This is a genomic window from Cyclobacterium sediminis (assembly GCF_054781075.1).
This window is the reverse complement of the sequence record NZ_BAAGVC010000011.1, coordinates 174138-190458: the sequence shown is the minus strand read 5'-3', so window position 1 is coordinate 190458 and position 16321 is coordinate 174138. Positions and strand designations below refer to the sequence as shown.

General features: G+C 37.4%; 15 protein-coding genes. 2 read left to right on the top strand and 13 right to left on the bottom strand.

Annotated elements, in window-relative coordinates; translation table 11 throughout:
- The first annotated feature begins 24 nt into the window (after positions 1-24).
- Both ACYVHJ_RS13800 and ACYVHJ_RS13795 read left to right on the top strand, forming a co-directional pair.
- Positions 25-2328: an alpha/beta hydrolase gene (locus ACYVHJ_RS13800; RefSeq protein WP_460515696.1), complete on the top strand. Its 2304-nt coding sequence runs from the start codon at positions 25-27 to the stop codon at positions 2326-2328.
- 231 nt (positions 2329-2559) lie between these two features.
- On the top strand, positions 2560-3936 hold the full coding sequence (locus ACYVHJ_RS13795; RefSeq protein ID WP_460515694.1) for a sulfatase family protein: 1377 nt from the start codon (positions 2560-2562) through the stop codon (positions 3934-3936).
- 193 nt (positions 3937-4129) lie between these two features.
- Here ACYVHJ_RS13795 and ACYVHJ_RS13790 read toward each other — a convergent pair whose 3' ends face one another.
- The 13 genes from ACYVHJ_RS13790 to ACYVHJ_RS13730 all read right to left on the bottom strand — a co-directional run bounded on the left by ACYVHJ_RS13790 (position 4130) and on the right by ACYVHJ_RS13730 (position 16078).
- Positions 4130-4933 carry a hypothetical protein gene (locus ACYVHJ_RS13790; protein WP_460515692.1) on the bottom strand — a complete coding sequence of 268 codons (804 nt, stop codon included), beginning with the start codon at positions 4931-4933 and terminating at the stop codon, positions 4130-4132.
- Positions 4934-4949: 16 nt separating this feature from the next.
- Positions 4950-5684: an SDR family oxidoreductase gene (locus tag ACYVHJ_RS13785; RefSeq protein ID WP_460515690.1), complete on the bottom strand. Its 735-nt coding sequence runs from the start codon at positions 5682-5684 to the stop codon at positions 4950-4952.
- 201 nt (positions 5685-5885) lie between these two features.
- Positions 5886-6131 (bottom strand): TetR family transcriptional regulator C-terminal domain-containing protein, encoded by a 246-nt coding sequence (locus ACYVHJ_RS13780; protein WP_460515688.1) that lies wholly within the window; start codon positions 6129-6131, stop codon positions 5886-5888.
- 18 nt (positions 6132-6149) lie between these two features.
- The gene (locus tag ACYVHJ_RS13775) at positions 6150-6407 is read right to left on the bottom strand and encodes a TetR/AcrR family transcriptional regulator (RefSeq protein ID WP_460515686.1); all 258 of its coding nucleotides are present in this window, start codon (positions 6405-6407) and stop codon (positions 6150-6152) included.
- Positions 6408-6531: 124 nt separating this feature from the next.
- Entirely contained in the window at positions 6532-7284 is a 753-nt protein-coding gene (locus tag ACYVHJ_RS13770) for a YoaK family protein (RefSeq protein ID WP_460515684.1), read from the bottom strand.
- Between the two features lie 252 nt (positions 7285-7536).
- Entirely contained in the window at positions 7537-8538 is a 1002-nt protein-coding gene (locus ACYVHJ_RS13765; protein ID WP_460515682.1) for an NADP-dependent oxidoreductase, read from the bottom strand.
- Between the two features lie 5 nt (positions 8539-8543).
- The gene (locus tag ACYVHJ_RS13760; protein ID WP_460515680.1) at positions 8544-9167 is read right to left on the bottom strand and encodes a TetR/AcrR family transcriptional regulator; all 624 of its coding nucleotides are present in this window, start codon (positions 9165-9167) and stop codon (positions 8544-8546) included.
- Between the two features lie 159 nt (positions 9168-9326).
- Positions 9327-9755: a DUF1330 domain-containing protein gene (locus ACYVHJ_RS13755; RefSeq protein WP_460515678.1), complete on the bottom strand. Its 429-nt coding sequence runs from the start codon at positions 9753-9755 to the stop codon at positions 9327-9329.
- A gap of 22 nt (positions 9756-9777) precedes the next feature.
- A complete protein-coding gene (locus ACYVHJ_RS13750) occupies positions 9778-10863 on the bottom strand; it encodes an SGNH/GDSL hydrolase family protein (protein WP_460515677.1) in 1086 nt (361 codons plus the stop codon).
- A 615-nt stretch (positions 10864-11478) separates the two neighbouring features.
- Positions 11479-11937, bottom strand: a complete 459-nt coding sequence (locus tag ACYVHJ_RS13745) for a hypothetical protein (RefSeq protein WP_339903241.1) — start codon at positions 11935-11937, stop codon at positions 11479-11481.
- A gap of 250 nt (positions 11938-12187) precedes the next feature.
- The gene (locus tag ACYVHJ_RS13740; RefSeq protein WP_460515675.1) at positions 12188-13120 is read right to left on the bottom strand and encodes a leucine-rich repeat domain-containing protein; all 933 of its coding nucleotides are present in this window, start codon (positions 13118-13120) and stop codon (positions 12188-12190) included.
- 34 nt (positions 13121-13154) lie between these two features.
- Entirely contained in the window at positions 13155-14138 is a 984-nt protein-coding gene (locus tag ACYVHJ_RS13735) for an NAD(P)-dependent alcohol dehydrogenase (protein WP_339903243.1), read from the bottom strand.
- Between the two features lie 122 nt (positions 14139-14260).
- Positions 14261-16078, bottom strand: coding sequence for a helix-turn-helix domain-containing protein (locus ACYVHJ_RS13730; RefSeq protein ID WP_460515672.1), 1818 nt, complete (start codon positions 16076-16078; stop codon positions 14261-14263).
- Positions 16079-16321 lie beyond the last annotated feature (243 nt).

The window sequence follows — 16321 nt, the reverse complement described above, 5'->3', positions numbered from 1 at the left end:
CTGGGTCATCCAATCAAACAATCTATGAAGTTACTGAAAGTATTAGTAATTGGAATGCTCTTGATCCACTCCAATATGGGATGGGCTCAAAGTAAGGGTGTTGTGCTAAATTCCGGTGTGGAGGTCATCGATAGTTATCACTATAGCAAGGCCTTTTCTAGCAATAGGAACTATCGAATTTTTTTACCTCCAAATTACCGTGAAGATACTGAGAAAAATTATCCTGTGATTTACTTTTTTCATGGTTGGGCCCAACGTTATTTTGGATCAATGGGAGGGGGCTACTCTAATTATGATTTCGGAGATGAAAACAATGGGGACAATATTGAAAAATTTGTTTCTGAGAACGATGTCATTGTGCTGAAGGTAGATGGCTTGAATCAGTTCAAGGTCGAACCTATTAATTTAAGCCCCTACAATGTAAGCCTTGTCTCTACTTTTCGTCAGTTCCCTGAATACTTTAAGGAGCTTGTTGGATACATTGACAGTCATTACCGAACAGTTCCTGACAGAACCCATAGGGCAGTATCTGGACTCTCAATGGGGGGCTTTATGACTTTTTGGCTAGCGGCTAAATTGCCGGATTGGGTAAGTGCTGCGGGGAATTTCTGTGGGTCAACTGAGTTTTCAGCAGGTTTACTTGATTTCCCGGTGAGGTATGCACATGCCGATATGTATGATAATTTTAAAACAATCAGTTTGCGGATGCACAATGGGGACAGTGATCGGTTGCGGTTTTACCATGAAGACATGAACCGCTACCTACTGAATGCAGTGCCACATTATCAATTCAAGCAATATGAAGCTTCTCACATTACTTGTGGCATGGGGGATATGTTTCATTTTCTGAAAGATGCCTTTGAATCTCCTCTGCCATTGCCAGAAAAGTGGGATTATATTGACATTTATCCCTACTTCGAGGTCTGGGGTTACAAAGTGGAGACAAGTAGAAACCGTTCAGGCTATACCATTTTGGAAAACGTAAATAAGGAAGGATTCAACTTAGCAGTGCGAAATTTTCTACCGGATGGTGAATTGATGCCCAATGTAAAGGTGCAGGTTTTAACTGCTCCAATTTATAAAAAGAATACTGAATATAAAGTGACTGACATAGATGTCCGCACGATGGAAAGTGAACAATATGCCATTAAAAGCGATGCTTCAGGCAGGTTGAAATTGACTTTAAATGGGAGTGAACATCAGATTGGGATCGGCCTTTCTCCTAGCATGCCAGACCTTTCGATGACCAATATCAAAATAGAGAATATGGACTGGGCAGAAAGTGGCCAAGTAGTAGAATTCTCTATGAATGTGCTGAACAAAGGATTTGCAACAGCTGAAAATGTCATAGCAGAAATAAATCCCATAAGTGAGGGGCTAGATATAGTGTCCGGTCAAGGCAAGATTAAGGACTTGGAACCCCAAGAAGAAGAAAAAGTAAATGGAATCTTTAAGGTCAGAAACAATCGAATGGGTTATGATATTGCGAAGTTTCAAGCTGATTATACTGATGACAAAGGCAATACATGGAAGGAAGAGTTTGAGATACTATTCAAAGATCCAGTAGATGAAATTACCGATTTTGTGATAGCTGATGGAAAAGAATTCACCATCGTGAAAGAAGCAGTGGATTCGGTGACTATGGTTGTGGGTGCCGGAAATGGAGATGGTATTGCAAATCCCGGAGAAACCATTGTTATACTGGCCAAAGAACAGGGGAAGTATTTGCGTACACATGCCTATACCACCAATGAATACATCAACCCTGGAAATGTAAGTATTCGAATTGCCGATCCATGGCAGGAATATGACCATATAGGAGGCACAGTAAAATACACCAAGCCGGTGTTGAGCGGTGAAATCCCTGAAGGTGAGAAAATTCCTTTTTATGTGGAATACTGGACACCGGGGGATATAAGTGGGCAGCATATCATTCACAAAGGTAAAATTAATATAACCGTGAAAGGTGAAGACAAGACTGCCCCGGTGGTGCAATGGGTTCAGGTCCTGAATGATGAATTGATAGAAGCAAGAATTTATGATGGTACATCAGTGAATAAAGTCATGCTTACTTTATCTCCTAATGAGGAAAAGTCAACCTTGAAACATGTAAACTGGGACTTGGTGCCGGCTACTTTTTCCATCGAATTAAAAGATGATGGTTTAGCCGGGGATGCCGTAAAAGGAGATGGGGTTTATAGCACAAAAATTTCCGGAAAACCCACTTATTTCTATGATGTATCCTTTAAAACAAGTGATTCCTTGGGAAACAAAGGGGAGTATGTTCAAGAAAAACCTGTTTTTTTAAAAGAAACTCGCTGGAGGTAGGTGCTGAAAAAAGGAATTATTTAGGGGGATAATTTTTTGATAAAAGGGGCCGTTTATAAAGCGGTCCTTTTTTTCGAGTTAGTAATATTGGACTTGTGTTTTATTAGGTGATTGCTTTTTGTTATGTTTTAATAGTCGATGATTTAACCCTCGGTAATAGTTTATCCCCACATAGTAATTAATTTCCGAAAGTTTTTTCTAAGGCTAACATTTTATTAAGTATAATCGCATATGAAAAAAAGTATTGTATGGTTGGTGTTGTGTTTGACCACCACTGTTGTGCAGGCACAAAGTGAAAAACCAAATATTCTGATTATTATAACGGATCAGCAAAACGCCAAAATGATGGGCGCAGCAGGAAATGAATGGCTTAAAACGCCAAATATGGATAAGCTGGCCAATAAAGGATTGAGGTTTGAAAAAGCCTATGTTACCAACCCGGTTTGTTCTCCTTCCCGCTTTAGCTTGTTTACCGGACAATATCCTTCCGCAATAAATATGCGACACAATGCAAGTAAACTAGATATTGCGGCACTTCAGGAAATAATTCCCAAGGCCATGGGGAATGCCTTTGCCAAAGCGGGCTATGAAACCTTTTACGGTGGGAAATCCCACCTTCCCGGAGCAAAAAAAGAGGTTAAACCTTATGGTTTTGAGACTTTTATTTCAAAAGATGAAAGAGATCAGCTGGCTGCGGAAAGTGTTGAATTGTTAACCAATAGGACTTCAGATAAACCCTTTCTTCTTGCTTTGAATTTTATCAACCCGCATGACATTTGCTATGAGGCCATTAGGCAATTCCCTCCGAATAACAGGCCTCCTGCTGATGTTCCGGTTCCTTTACTTGAAGCGATTGCCATTCCTGATTCCATTGATGAAGATGATTTTATGGCAAAATACGTACCTCCTCTCCCGGCTAATTTTGAACCTACTTCGGATGAACCTCGTGCGATTTATGATTTAAAGGAACTGCATTCCTTTACAATAGACGCAAGGGAACATTGGACAGAAAAGGACTGGCGCATGCACAGGTATGCCTATCATAGGCTGACCGAAAGCGTAGATGTCCAAATTGGAATGGTCTTGGATGCTTTGGAAGCTTCACTTTTTGCTGACAATACCATTGTGATATTTACCTCAGATCATGGGGAGATGAGTGGTTCTCACAGGCTGGAGCACAAGACTGTTTTTTATGAGGAGTCCGCAAATGTTCCTTTGGTGGTGTGGTACAAGGGCATGGCCAATGGGCAATCAGTAGACAAAGAAAACATGATTTCCACTGGTTTAGACCTTTATCCCACCTTGTGCGATTTAGCCGGTATTTCCAGTCTCGGTCACCTGCCGGGACTGTCTTTTGCTCCGCTTTTAAAAGATCAAAAATCAGATTATTATTCTCGCAGATATTTGTTTATGGAAAATGAATTGGGCTTTATGATAAGAGGAGATAATATTAAATATACCCTTTATGACAATGGGGATGAAATGCTGATTGATCTTGAGCAAGATCCAGGGGAATTGGTTAATTTAAGCCAAAATGTAGCCTACAAGGAAAGGAAAGCCAAATTAAAAGCCCTACTTCAAAAGCATATTGAAGAGGCCAATCAATAGGGGGATTTACTGATTTGATTAATAACTGTATTTTATTTCCCTATACTTTTTCAAACATGGGAGCATAAAAAAACAGTGCCGGAAACCAATTCTTTGGTTTCACCAAAACAATAAGTTTAGATTAATATACAAGAAAAAGGCTACTTGGTATTTTACTCCAAATAGCCCTTTTTATTAAAGCTTTTATGAGATACTACTTCTCAAAAATTGACCTACTTAAGCCATTATTAAATTGGATATTGGACCAATTTACCTTAATCCATGGGGCGTCTGTGACTTCTGCTTCCCAATTTGACCCCTTATAAATCCTTTGTGTGGGGATCAATAATCCTTCAATTTCTTCATATTTAAGCTTCATAAGCAAGGGTTGGTCTATCACACCAACTTCAGCAACAGTAAATAGAAACTGGTCTACCAATTTCGTATCCTTATTGATATAAATCTGGTAAATGTCTGTTGGTTTTTCATTGTTTGAGTCAAATGAGATTTTGACAATGTCATACCGCTGTTCCTCAATGCTTTTTGCACCCAAGTATTCATAAGTTAATCCGGGATCAAGCAATTTTTGGAACATGGTAAACCAGTAGAAATTTGTTGGCCGATTAAACTTCACCCTTTTTAGTGAGACAAGGTCATCGATATAATTTCCCTTATGTCTAAGCCAATAGGCTTTACCATCATACCCTTGTTCTATCAATCCTTCATACTCCGGAAGCGTTCTTTCATGTTGCTCATATGCGCCATAAGAAAGTTCACCATCAAAAATGTACTTTTCTGAAGATAAATCTGTTTTACCATCCGGTGTTTGGTATTGATAGGTGTAGATTACGTCTTTTTTTTCAGCCAATTTTGAATAATCCCCCACTGTTTGGACCATTTCATAAACTAACTGCTGACCTTTGTTTTGAAAGGAAGTCTTTTCATCTGAACCCTTCTGCTCCTTACAGGACATGAAAAGCACAGTTATTATCAGAAGTGTTTGTAGGTTTAATTTCATTGATTATTTGTTAAAGTTATATCATAGCACCATTTGCTCCAATGACTTGACCGGAAATCCATTTAGAGTCCTCGCTTGCCAAAAACAATACAACCTTAGCAATATCATTAGGTTTGGCCAATCGATTGAAGGCATTCATTGCCTTTAATTTTTCTATTAAATCAGGTGATTTTCCTTTTAAAAAAAGTTCTGTTTCTGTTGGCCCTGGTGCAAGAGCATTTACTGAAATCCCTCTTCCGATTTCTTTGGAAAATACACGGGTCATTTGTTCTATTGCTGCCTTGGTCCCTGAATACAAAGCATAGGTAGGAAACATCATTTTAACCGTGCTTGAGGAGAGGTTGATAATGTTTCCATTGTCTGAAAGTTTTCTTTCAGCCTCTTGCAAGGTGTTGAAAACACCTCTTACATTGATGTCAAATTGCTTGCTAAAGTCTTCCTGTGTGTTGTCCTTGATCGTCTTGGAAATCATCACCCCTGCATTATTCACTAAAACATCCACCTTTCCGTAAGCTTTGATGGTCTGTTCAAAAAGCTGTGTTACTTCTTCTCTATTGCTTACATCGGCTTTGATGGCCATGGCTTGCCCTCCATTTTTATTTATGGCCTCAACTACTGAAGCTGCATCCGATATGCTGCTAGAAAAATTCACTACCACTTTCCCCCCATTTTCTGCCGATAGTAGTGCAATTTCTTTTCCTATCCCCTTCGAAGAGCCGGTTACAATGATTACCTTGTTTTCTAGTTTCATTTTTGTGGTTTTAGTAGTTTTTGGGTTGGATTTGGGCAATTGCAAATAAGTGGTTTTTGGCCAAACTAATTGGCTTGCATATGGTCTAAATATGAAGAAAGCCCTAATAAGTATTCTGCTAGTATTGTGTCATTGTCATAGAGTTTTCTAATGCCTCGAACACCCTCAAATGCACGAATTAAATAAGTAGCTACCGCTTTACTAGAAATACTTTTTTTTATGGTATTTACCTTTTTCAATTGTTCGGATAATGGCCTGTTTCCAATCATCAATTATCTTTTTTAGCGCTAAGCGGTAAGCAAGCTCTAGATCTCCTATCTCATTGATTAAATTATTGAAAGGGCAGCCATGTTTTTTGTCATAATGGGAGAATAATTTTATCCGGTGAAAAAAAGTATCCTTCAATAAATCTAAAGCATTTCCGGGTCTATTTAATGGGTCAATCATTCCTTGATTAATCCTTTCCTAAATTTTTAATTCTATAACCTTTAAACCTAATTCTTTCTTGCTTTTGAAATGGTGGTAAAAAGCCCCCTTGGTAAGGTTTGACGCCTTGACTATTCTATCAATACTACTGGACTTAAAACCTTCTTCATAAAACAGTTCAAATGCTTTTCTAAAATTATTGTTTTGGTTCTTTCGGGCTTTAATTCTTGTTGTATGGGATAGGCATACGAATAAAAATACCGGTTGGTTTGTTTTTCTATAGATAAAATCCCCCAATTATTGAAAGGCATGCAAGAATAAAAACCATCCTAAAAAAGATTTGTCTAGAGAAAAAAGATTTTAGCAAACCAATTTAATCCTTTATAATAATCATAGACGATCTACTTTTGCTGATACAAATTTAGGCCGCCAAGCGCTTAATTTTTCTTTGCTGATATTTCCTTTTTGTCATAATCAATCTATACTTAAAATCATCATAAAATAGGCCGACCAATAAAATTAAAACTCCGATTATCAAAGTGTTTAATTTGAGATTAATTCTGGAATAAAGAAAACCGCCTAATAGTCCGCCTGCGAAAAAGAACAAAATGATGGAAACTCTGAGGAGGATTGTCTTTTTTATTTTTTTTCTATTGGGATGTGATTTTGGAAAAAGAAGTTGAGACAGCTCTATTCCCAAATCGGTGAATAAGCCGGTGAGATGAGTAGTTCTGACAATGGCGTTAGAAATTTTGGTGACAAATGAATTTTGTAAACCCATTGCAAAAAGTAACAAACAGGCTATTACATCCGGTTGACTGATTTCTATAAAATTACTGATCAAGCCAATTGATAACAGAATTATACATTCGATGATTGTGGGTAATACAAAGACATTCAATTTCTTGTTTTCTCGAAAATTCTCAATTAAGAAACTTGATGTAAATGAACCAAAAAGAAAAGCGAAAATGTATAAGAAATAGATGGTACCCTTCCAGAATTCAAAATTAGAAAGGTCATTAATGAATAAAGCAAAGTGCCCCGTGACATTGGTAGTCAATTGTTTAATTGATAAAAACCCGCTTACATTGACAATACCAGCTACAAATGATAAAAATGTAGCAATTTGTAAATTGTGTTTGAAGGTCCTGCTCTTTCCTTGGTGCCTAAACATTGGATAGATATTTATATATCGATTTAGGCAATCATTATTACCTCTAGCTAAATAATAAATAGATTTTCAAAAGAAAAGCCCTAGGTTTGATCCAGGGCTTTCTTTCTAGTACCTAAGAAATATTAACTTAGTCTTTTTAATAAAAGTTCAGTAGCCTTTTTGATAAAAAAGCCTAAATCCTCTTTAATATGGATACAGAGGGAATTCAGCCGTAAGTTTAGGCTAGATTAGCATTCATTGCGCTTGAAATTTTTAAATTTTCACCACCATCTTGCCTTTATTCTTCCCTTCAAATAAGTCTAGAAAAGCTTGTGGAATATTGTCAAATCCTTCTATTATGGTTTCTTTATAATGCAATTTTCCTTCTTGAAGCCATGTGGCCAGTTGCTGAACCCCTTCGGCATGTTTGTCTGAAAAGTCAGCTACAATAAAACCTTGCATGAGCGCACTTTTTTTAACGAGGAAAGGCTGCACACTTAGACTTTTTGGGGTCTCGGTATTGTTGTAAACAGAAATTGCCCCACAGATAATAATTCTGGCAAATTTGTTGATATTGAAAAGTGCAGCATCTGATATTTCTCCACCTACATTATCAAAATAGATGTCAATACCATCGGGGCAAGTTTCTTTTATGGCTTGTACCATATTATCGGTAGTATTGTAATTGATCCCTTCGTCAAATCCAAAATCAGATTTAAGCAGGTCAACTTTTTCATCCGTACCAGCAATACCTACTACTCGAAGTCCAAGGATTTTTCCAATTTGGCCCACAACAGAACCCACTGCACCTGCCGCTCCGGATACGAGCAAGGTTTCGCCTTCTTTGGGTTTTCCTATTTCCTTTAATCCAAGAAGAGCAGTAAGCCCGGTCATGCCAATTATTCCCAAATAGGCCGAAAGAGGAGCTTTATCAGGATCCACTTTTCTAAGGTTTTCGGCTTTGGCCACTTGTGTTTCTTTCCATTGTAAGGCGCCAATTACTTTGTCCCCTTTGGATAAATTTCCGCTTTTTGATTCCAAGACTTCTGCAATAATTCCCGACGAAATGGGTTCGTTTAGCTTAAAGGGTGGGACATAGGAAGGAGCATCACTCATTCTACCTCTTAAATAAGGATCCACTGAGACATATTTAGTACTTAACAATACCTCTCCTTCTTTCAATTCCGGGATTTTAGCTGTTGTAAAGTCAAAATCTTTAACTGAAGGACTGCCTTTTGGCCTATTTTTTAAATTAATCGTTTTTGTAGTAGTCATGTTAATTAAATTTTAATACTGTTCCAAGCCATTTCGTAGGCTTCATTAATGTTTTCAGGTTTAATTTCAAACCTTTCGCGTTGTTGTAGTAAAAAGGATATGGGATAAATACTGAATGCATAAAGCAAATAAGGAGATACCGGTTGGATGAGGCCTTCTTCTTGGCCACGTTTCCAAAGTTCCAAGAGTGGACTTAAGTGTTTTAAGCCTTCCTTACGACTTGGTTCATCGATCATTGGCGTATTGTCGCATTGAGACAAAAACATGGCTTGCTCGACTTCATTCAGTTTAAACCTTGCAATGTTCTTCCATATTTTCTCAAAGTCTCCTTGGATTGATGTGCTTTCCTTATAGTCCTTGAAAGCAAATCTGGTAAATGAACGTTTTACTTCAATGTAAACTTGATTGACCAGATTCTGTTTGTTCTCAAAATACAAATAGATGGTACCAGGAGACACTCCTGCCATTTTCGCAATCTTTGACATGGGGGTGGCATGAAACCCATTGTTGTTGACAAGTTGAATTGTAGCCTTTACTAAGGCTTCTCTTTTGTTATTTGATTTAGAATTGCTACTCATATTTGTCGATTTGAATACCAAGCCAACGGAGAAAAATGAATGAACGTTCATTTTTTTAGAAATTTTATTTTAGCCATTTATTTCATTGTTCCTTTTACTAACTAGCTAAATGCTGATAGCCTCAAAATCAATGCTAATAATTCACTCAATAAATTTTTTTAAGACCTATATTGAAATGTTTGAGAGGAGGGTAGCTAAAAGTATAGTTAATCAGCCGTAGTGATTGCTTTCCGAAATGGGTAATAACCTTGAATCATCCAAAGCAGCAGTCCTGTGACCGGCATGCGCCAAATATTCCTTGTTTTGAGAAAAAGCTATAAATTCAGCCGTTGATGCGTGTTCCACCAATAACATAGCATCCCATTTTTCAGTATTGGGTCCAATTAAGAACGCATTACATTCTCCGTAAAAAATGATGCGACTTCCCGCCTTTTTTAACAAAGGGAGCGTCTTGTCCATATAGCGTTGGTAAGCTTCCGATCCGGAAATTGACTTGGCAGGCTTTATGGATTCCAGATTGGCATAATCAGCCTTATCTCTAAACCTCAGAAGGTTCATCATCACGATCTTTCCTTTTCCATTAAAGTTCTTAAAAAAACTCATGCCGGCTTCGGGTGCTGCGTCTAAATATTTATCCATTGTTCTTTTGGCTTATACTTTTTTACCTATTGTAATTTTTGATTTCAGGGAAATCCAATAGGAACCTATCAGCCATTGCTTCCGCTCCTTTTTCTGTAGGATGTACCCCATCCTTGGCCAACAATCCTTCTTTCCATTTGCCTTCACCATCAGAAACAGCTTTGTCAAAATCAATGTACCGATATCCTGAAGCCCTGATAAAATCATTCTTGCCTCTGTTGTTTCTTTTTTCTACAGAAGGAACCGTAGAAAAAATCAAAGTTACATTGTGTTTGGCACAGAGATCCATTACCTTTTTCGCATAGTTTTTCCAGTCTTCGTTGGGGATTCTTCCCTCATCACTTTTATCGTTCATGCCCAAACACCAAATCGCGTATTTTGGTTGGTGAATAGAAAAAGCAGCATTTATAAAATCAAAGGAGTCTTTAGATCGTCCACCAGGCAATCCATCACACAAAAATTGATATCCCGCAGCATGCGTATAATAAGGCCAACGGGCGGGACTGGCACTATTTACATAGCTGTCGCCAAAAACAAATACATCAGAAATGTAGTCCTCACATATGAATTCAAATGTATCAACCTTTACCTGTGTACCAGAAGAGTGAATAAAAGGATGATTCATCCCGATAAAGTCTGAGGAGAAACTTAAAGTATCGCCCTCGTTTATAATGGTGATTGTACTTGAACTTAAGTCTCTTTCAATTTTAATACTCAGTTCATTTTTTAATGGAAGTGCATGTTTAATGGCTTTTCGATTGGTAACATTGGTAACCCGACTGGAAATAATGCTGTCCGGTGTGATAGTTAAGTTACTTGTAAGATACCTTCCGCTTCCCTTTCCAATGCTTAAGGTGTCAAACTTCTCAATTGTTCCTTTAAAGTTGATGGTGTAAAATTGTTTGATAGAAGAATTTACCAATTGGTACGATTCTCCCTCTTTTAATGTAAAATTGCTTAGTTTTTGAGGATGTACCTCTACTTCTATACTAGGGTGGAAACTTGACTGATGTTGACTTAAAATTTTTGAAATGAAACCGGTGGTGGAAGTAGCTATTACTAGAAGAGTAATAAAATGTAGAGGCTTTTGCTTTAATTTAAGTTTCATTTTATAATTTGTTAGTCGGTCTATATTAACTTAAAATAGTTAATATAAAAATCGGAAAAATTCTTAAAATCAGGATCATTCGGGACTTTTTAGCGATATTTTATTCCAAATTGATTTACTAAATTTAACAAAATCAAAGATTAAACCATCGTCCAAATAGAATAAAAAGCAGTGGTATTGGGTAACTTTATTATTCAAGTTCTATACATTTAATTATTAGAGCAAGAATTTTTCTCAATCCACAGACAAAATATTTCTGTCAGATCAAATGTAGCTTTGCACAGAGAGTTAGATTTACTAAAATAAAAGCCTTAATATTTAAAATTGTCCAATGGAGCAGTGCTTTTTTTCTACTGGTTGGTAATAGTTATCCATGGAATCTCCTGTTTCCGTCTCTGCACTGCCTCCTTCTCCAAAGGTGATGCGACCGTTGCTATATTATCATCTATAATGAGAAGGGTAGATGATTTTTGTTTATTTACCGTTTTTTCATTTATATTCCAGATTAAGATGGATAGGGATAGAATGTTTATTTGCCTGGTCTTTTAATCTTAACATGCATTTTGTTACTTCTCTATAATTATTTTCTTTTTAATTAACCAATATAAAGATGGTTTAGGGTTTTATTTCCAAATTGAGTTGCCTGCCTTCTTCCTGTGCTTTCTTATCCATACCCGTGCCTACTGCAAGGCCGATGGCCATACCTATTGGTAATCCAATTCCTATAAATGCCATATTGTCCAGACTTGTGCTAAAAGCTAAACCCAGTGGCAAACCAAAAACTACCATCCCTAAAGCCATCCAGGTATTGCGGTAATGATTAATCGGAACGATTTTTAATTGCTTTTCAATGAGCTTAATGATTTTTGTTTGTTCCTTTTTGGTTTCTTTCAATAATCTATCATTTGAAGTCATATTCAGTTGTTCGATGGATTGATTGATGGAATCAACAATATTATCGGGCAAACTAAGGCCTTCCAATACAGTAATAAGACTTTCAAATTGGGTGTATACCTTTAAAAGTTTAGCATTATCATTGATTTCCGGTCTTGATTTAAGCTGGTTAATTTTCATAAGCTTGTTTTAATTATAAATAAATAAGAAGAAAAGCAACTCATTATTAAGGCCAAAATTGGTTCTTGATTTCTTTATTTTATACCAAGGTTTCGGAAATGTCTTGCTCTATTAGTTTGAAAAAGTTGGCTCTTTCATTCTTTATATAATAAATATATGGTAAAATGGTAAAGGTTCCAATGAATGAAGATTAGCTTTCCTTTCAATTGATTCAGTTATTCGGTTTTCTCGTATTCCCTTTACATTGGTCTCAATCACAGGGGCTAGTCCTAAGTTCTTGGTGGTCCTGCTTGGCTATTGTCAAAATATTTTGGTTTTGGCCAACTCTCACACAGCTTAAATTTGTGTTTTTGCTGATATCAAGTAGGTTTAGCCCGTTGAGATTTCTGACATCTAACCCTTCAAGAGAATTGCTTGAAAGCCATAGTTTTTCCAAGCTAATATTATTTGTGAGATCCAGTTCTTTTAATTGATTGGCCGATAAGGTTACATATTTCAAATTTGTATTGGTGCTGAGATCCAGGCTTTCAAGATCGTTTAATTTGGCTATCATGGTCTCTAAGGAAGTGCAGTCCTGCACATCCAGCACCTTTAATTTATTGTTTTCCACATTCAGTCCATTTAAACCCGGAATGTTGATAGAAAGGCTTTCCAATAGATTCCATGAAAGGTTTAAGGTTTTCAATTGATCGGCATTATTTAATCCATTGATCTCAGTAAGATTGTTTAGGATAAGGTTAATGTCCTCCAATTGCTTGTTATGACTAATGTCTAATGTCTGAAGATAATTGGCTTCAAGGTGCAATGAAGTTAATTTTTGGTTTGCTGCTAAATTAATTTCACTTAATAAATTGTTTCCAGCGGATAAGGAAACCAGCTCTTCAAAAGCCTCAATACCTTTAAGATTCGCTATTTTCTCTTCTTCAGGCGTTCCAAGATCACTATCTAAAACCAATGTACTGACATTCTTGGCGTCTTCAGTTAATAGCATTTGGTTAATTAATCCGTCACTATCGATTCCCAACTCAATTAATTTTTCTTCAAAATTCGCATCCGGGATTTCAGTGATATGCTTTTGATTTGGGGGAGTTGTGGATATTAATCCATCTTCTGAACATGAGGAAATGATTCCAAAGAGTCCGAATAACAATTGAGAATAGGTTGAAATTGTTTGCTTTTTCATGCTTAAGCTTTTCTTTATGATGAAGTGATAAATATTAGGTAATTGCAAAAGGCTTTAAAACCACATTGCCTTTCTTTCTGCCTTTATCTACATAGCTGTGGGCCTCTACCACTTGTTCCAAATTATAGCTGCGGTCAACCGGGGCTACGAAATGCCCTGCTTTAATGATGTCAAGTAGAATTTGCAATAGTCGCTTGATTTCTTCCCTGGGTAAAGTACCGGTAGCAGAGAATTTTGCCTTTTTATTACCAAAAAGGGAGGTGACCATCATTTGGCCAATTAAGGGCATTCCCAATACAGGAGAAGCATAACAGCCATTTTCTGTCAGCGCATGTTTACATTCTTCAAAGGACCTAGAACCGACCGTATCATAAATCAAATCATAACTATTTTTATTTTGGGTAAAGTCAGTTTTAGTATAGTCAATGACCTCGTCTGCCCCCAATGACCTAACCAGTTCTATGTTGGCTGTACTGCAAACTGCTGTTACATGTGCACCATAATATTTTGCAATTTGGATGGCTGCTGTGCCCAGACTTCCTGATCCTCCGTTGATAAGTATTTTTTGTCCAGAATGGATATGCCCAATGTTTTGCAAGAAATTTAGGGAGGTAATACCTCCATCACATATGCCTGCAGCCTCTTCAAAACTTAGGGACTTAGGCAAGTGGCTGATCACACCATCTTCGGGAATGGCTACATATTGGGCATATGTGCCAAAGGAGTTGATGTTTTCTCCAAATACATTGTCTCCCTTTTTGAAGCTTTTTACTTCCGATCCAACGGCTTCAATTACTCCTGCGAAGCCACTTCCCCAGATGGGATTTTTGGGTTTGGTAAGTCCTAAAAATAGGCGCCCAATATAAGGTTTACCTGTGCGCATCATGGAGTCAGCTTTGGTTACCGAAGAGGCATGGATGCGTACAAGGACTTCATTTGCTTTTGGGCTTGGCTTGGCCACTTGATCTAGTTTGAATACCTCCGGGGATCCATAGCCTGTTGTAATTACTGCTTTCATCTTTTTATTTGTTTATGTTGATTAACAAAACAAATGTCTTACAAATGAAGCAGTTTTGAGTTCCAGATATCATCCACTTGTTCGGGTTTACAAATCCGAACAAAGTTGTTAGCGTTACAGGATTATACTTTCAGGTTTTTAAGAAATTGTCTGGGAGTAAGGCCGGTTTCTTTCTTGAAATAGGTGTTAAAAACAGTTTTAGAATTGAATCCACTTTCATAAGCCAGACCAATTACAGTTATATGCGCTTTGGAAGGGTCTTTGGCCAGACGTTTGAACTCCTTAATACGGTAGTGGTTAATATAGGCGTTGAAATTTTTGCCTATGCTTTCGTTCAATATCCACGAAAGTTGATTGGGATGGATATCTAATTCCTCGGCCAGAGAACGTAGGGATAAATCCGGGTTTAAAAACAGTTTTTTCTCTTCAATGAAAAAAGTGAGTTTGTCTTTAAAAGCTTTTACAGTTGCATTATTTAGCAGCGCTTTTTTCGTTTTCTCAAGTCTTCTTTTATCAAAGAGTGCCGGAGGAAACAATTGATGCTTTAATTCAAGGTAACTTGGTTCCGCTTTTATTGCATTCATCATGGGGTCCGCAAAACGGAGAAGCAACAATGGATATTTATTTTCTTTGGCATTGACCATCCAATCAAATGCTTTTTCAAATTGACCGGTATATACATGGTAGAGTAAGACATAGACTTCTGCAGCAAAACCACCTTCTTGCTTTGAAATTTCATTCAAAAGCCGGAAGCTAGACCGGGCCTGATTTTCGTCTTCCTTCAGTATATAGGCCAAGGCCATATTGCCAACTTTCTCGGCAGGAACTATAATTTCTGAAGGCATTTTGTCAAAATAGTCAATAACTTGATCCGCTTCACCTAACATTATCAAGCTGTTGGCGATGACAGTATGGGCGGGGATATTTTTTGGGTTAACTTCCAGGCATTTATGGAGTTTGACCAAGGCCTCTTGATAATTTTCTAGCATATAATCCAGATATGCGCTGTAAAATTGTGTTTCCTGGGAAAGAGGATCAATCTTTAAGGCAAAGTCCAGGTGTTTTTTTGAATCCTCATTCTGTCCAGCCAATATGTATAGGAAGGATAAAAATTGCTGAGATTCAACATGGTTTGGGTTGATGCCCAACCCTTTCTTTATCGTATTAAAGGACTTTTCGAAATCAGCTTCGGTGAAAAATGATAGATTGGCCAGTTGGTAGTAGGCTTCCGGCAACTGGTTGTTTATGGCCAGGGCTTGATTGGTCAATGCTGCACATTGTCCCCATCCTTCCTCATAAGAGATGAATCCTGTGGTGGCCAGGAAGCTATAGCTGTCTGCCAATCCGGTCAAAGAATTGGGATGGTTGGGGTCTATGCGCAAAGCTTGATTAAAACATTCTATGGCTGTTTTACAATCTTCAGGATTCCATTTATTTAGGTAATAACGGCCTTTAAGATACAGGGTATAGGCATCCAGGCTTTCAGTCTGTTGGGTTACTAATTGCTCTTGTATTTCAAAATGCCCAAAATGCTCTCGTAATTTTTCAGCAATGATAAGGCTAACTTCATCTTGCACCGCAAAGATATTGTCACTCATTCTGTCCCAAGTTTCGGACCAAAAGTGAAAATCCTCATCAGCCTGAATTAGCTGTGCTGTAATTCGAAGGGAATTTCCTGACAGGCGTACACTTCCTTCCAAAAGGGTTTCCACTCCTAGTTCTTGGCCTATATTGCTTATGGGAATATTCTTTCCTTTGAAATAAAATGATGAGGTTCTTGAAGTAACCCTTAATCCATCAATTTTAGCCAATGCATTGATAATTTCCTCTGTAATTCCATCACAAAAATATTCGTTTTCCTTATCCGAACTCATGTTTACAAATGGAAGAACGGCAATTGATTTCTGGAAGGTGTCTTGTGCTTTGCTGTGTGTTGGCATGAAGGCAGAATGATTGAAGAAATTATTATTGAATGCTCACATCTCTACGGTTAATAAGTTTGAATTTAATTGTTTTGAATGGATAAAACAATATTTTTATTTGGTGAGAGGTCTAAAAATCAACAAGAGGTTTTGGGGGCTGTCAAATGCTTGATAAATTTGGCTGGCTCATTTTTCCTGCCCTATGTTTTTTAATTTAAGCAGGTAAATTCTTAGTTTAGGTCTGTGAGAAAGCATTTTATG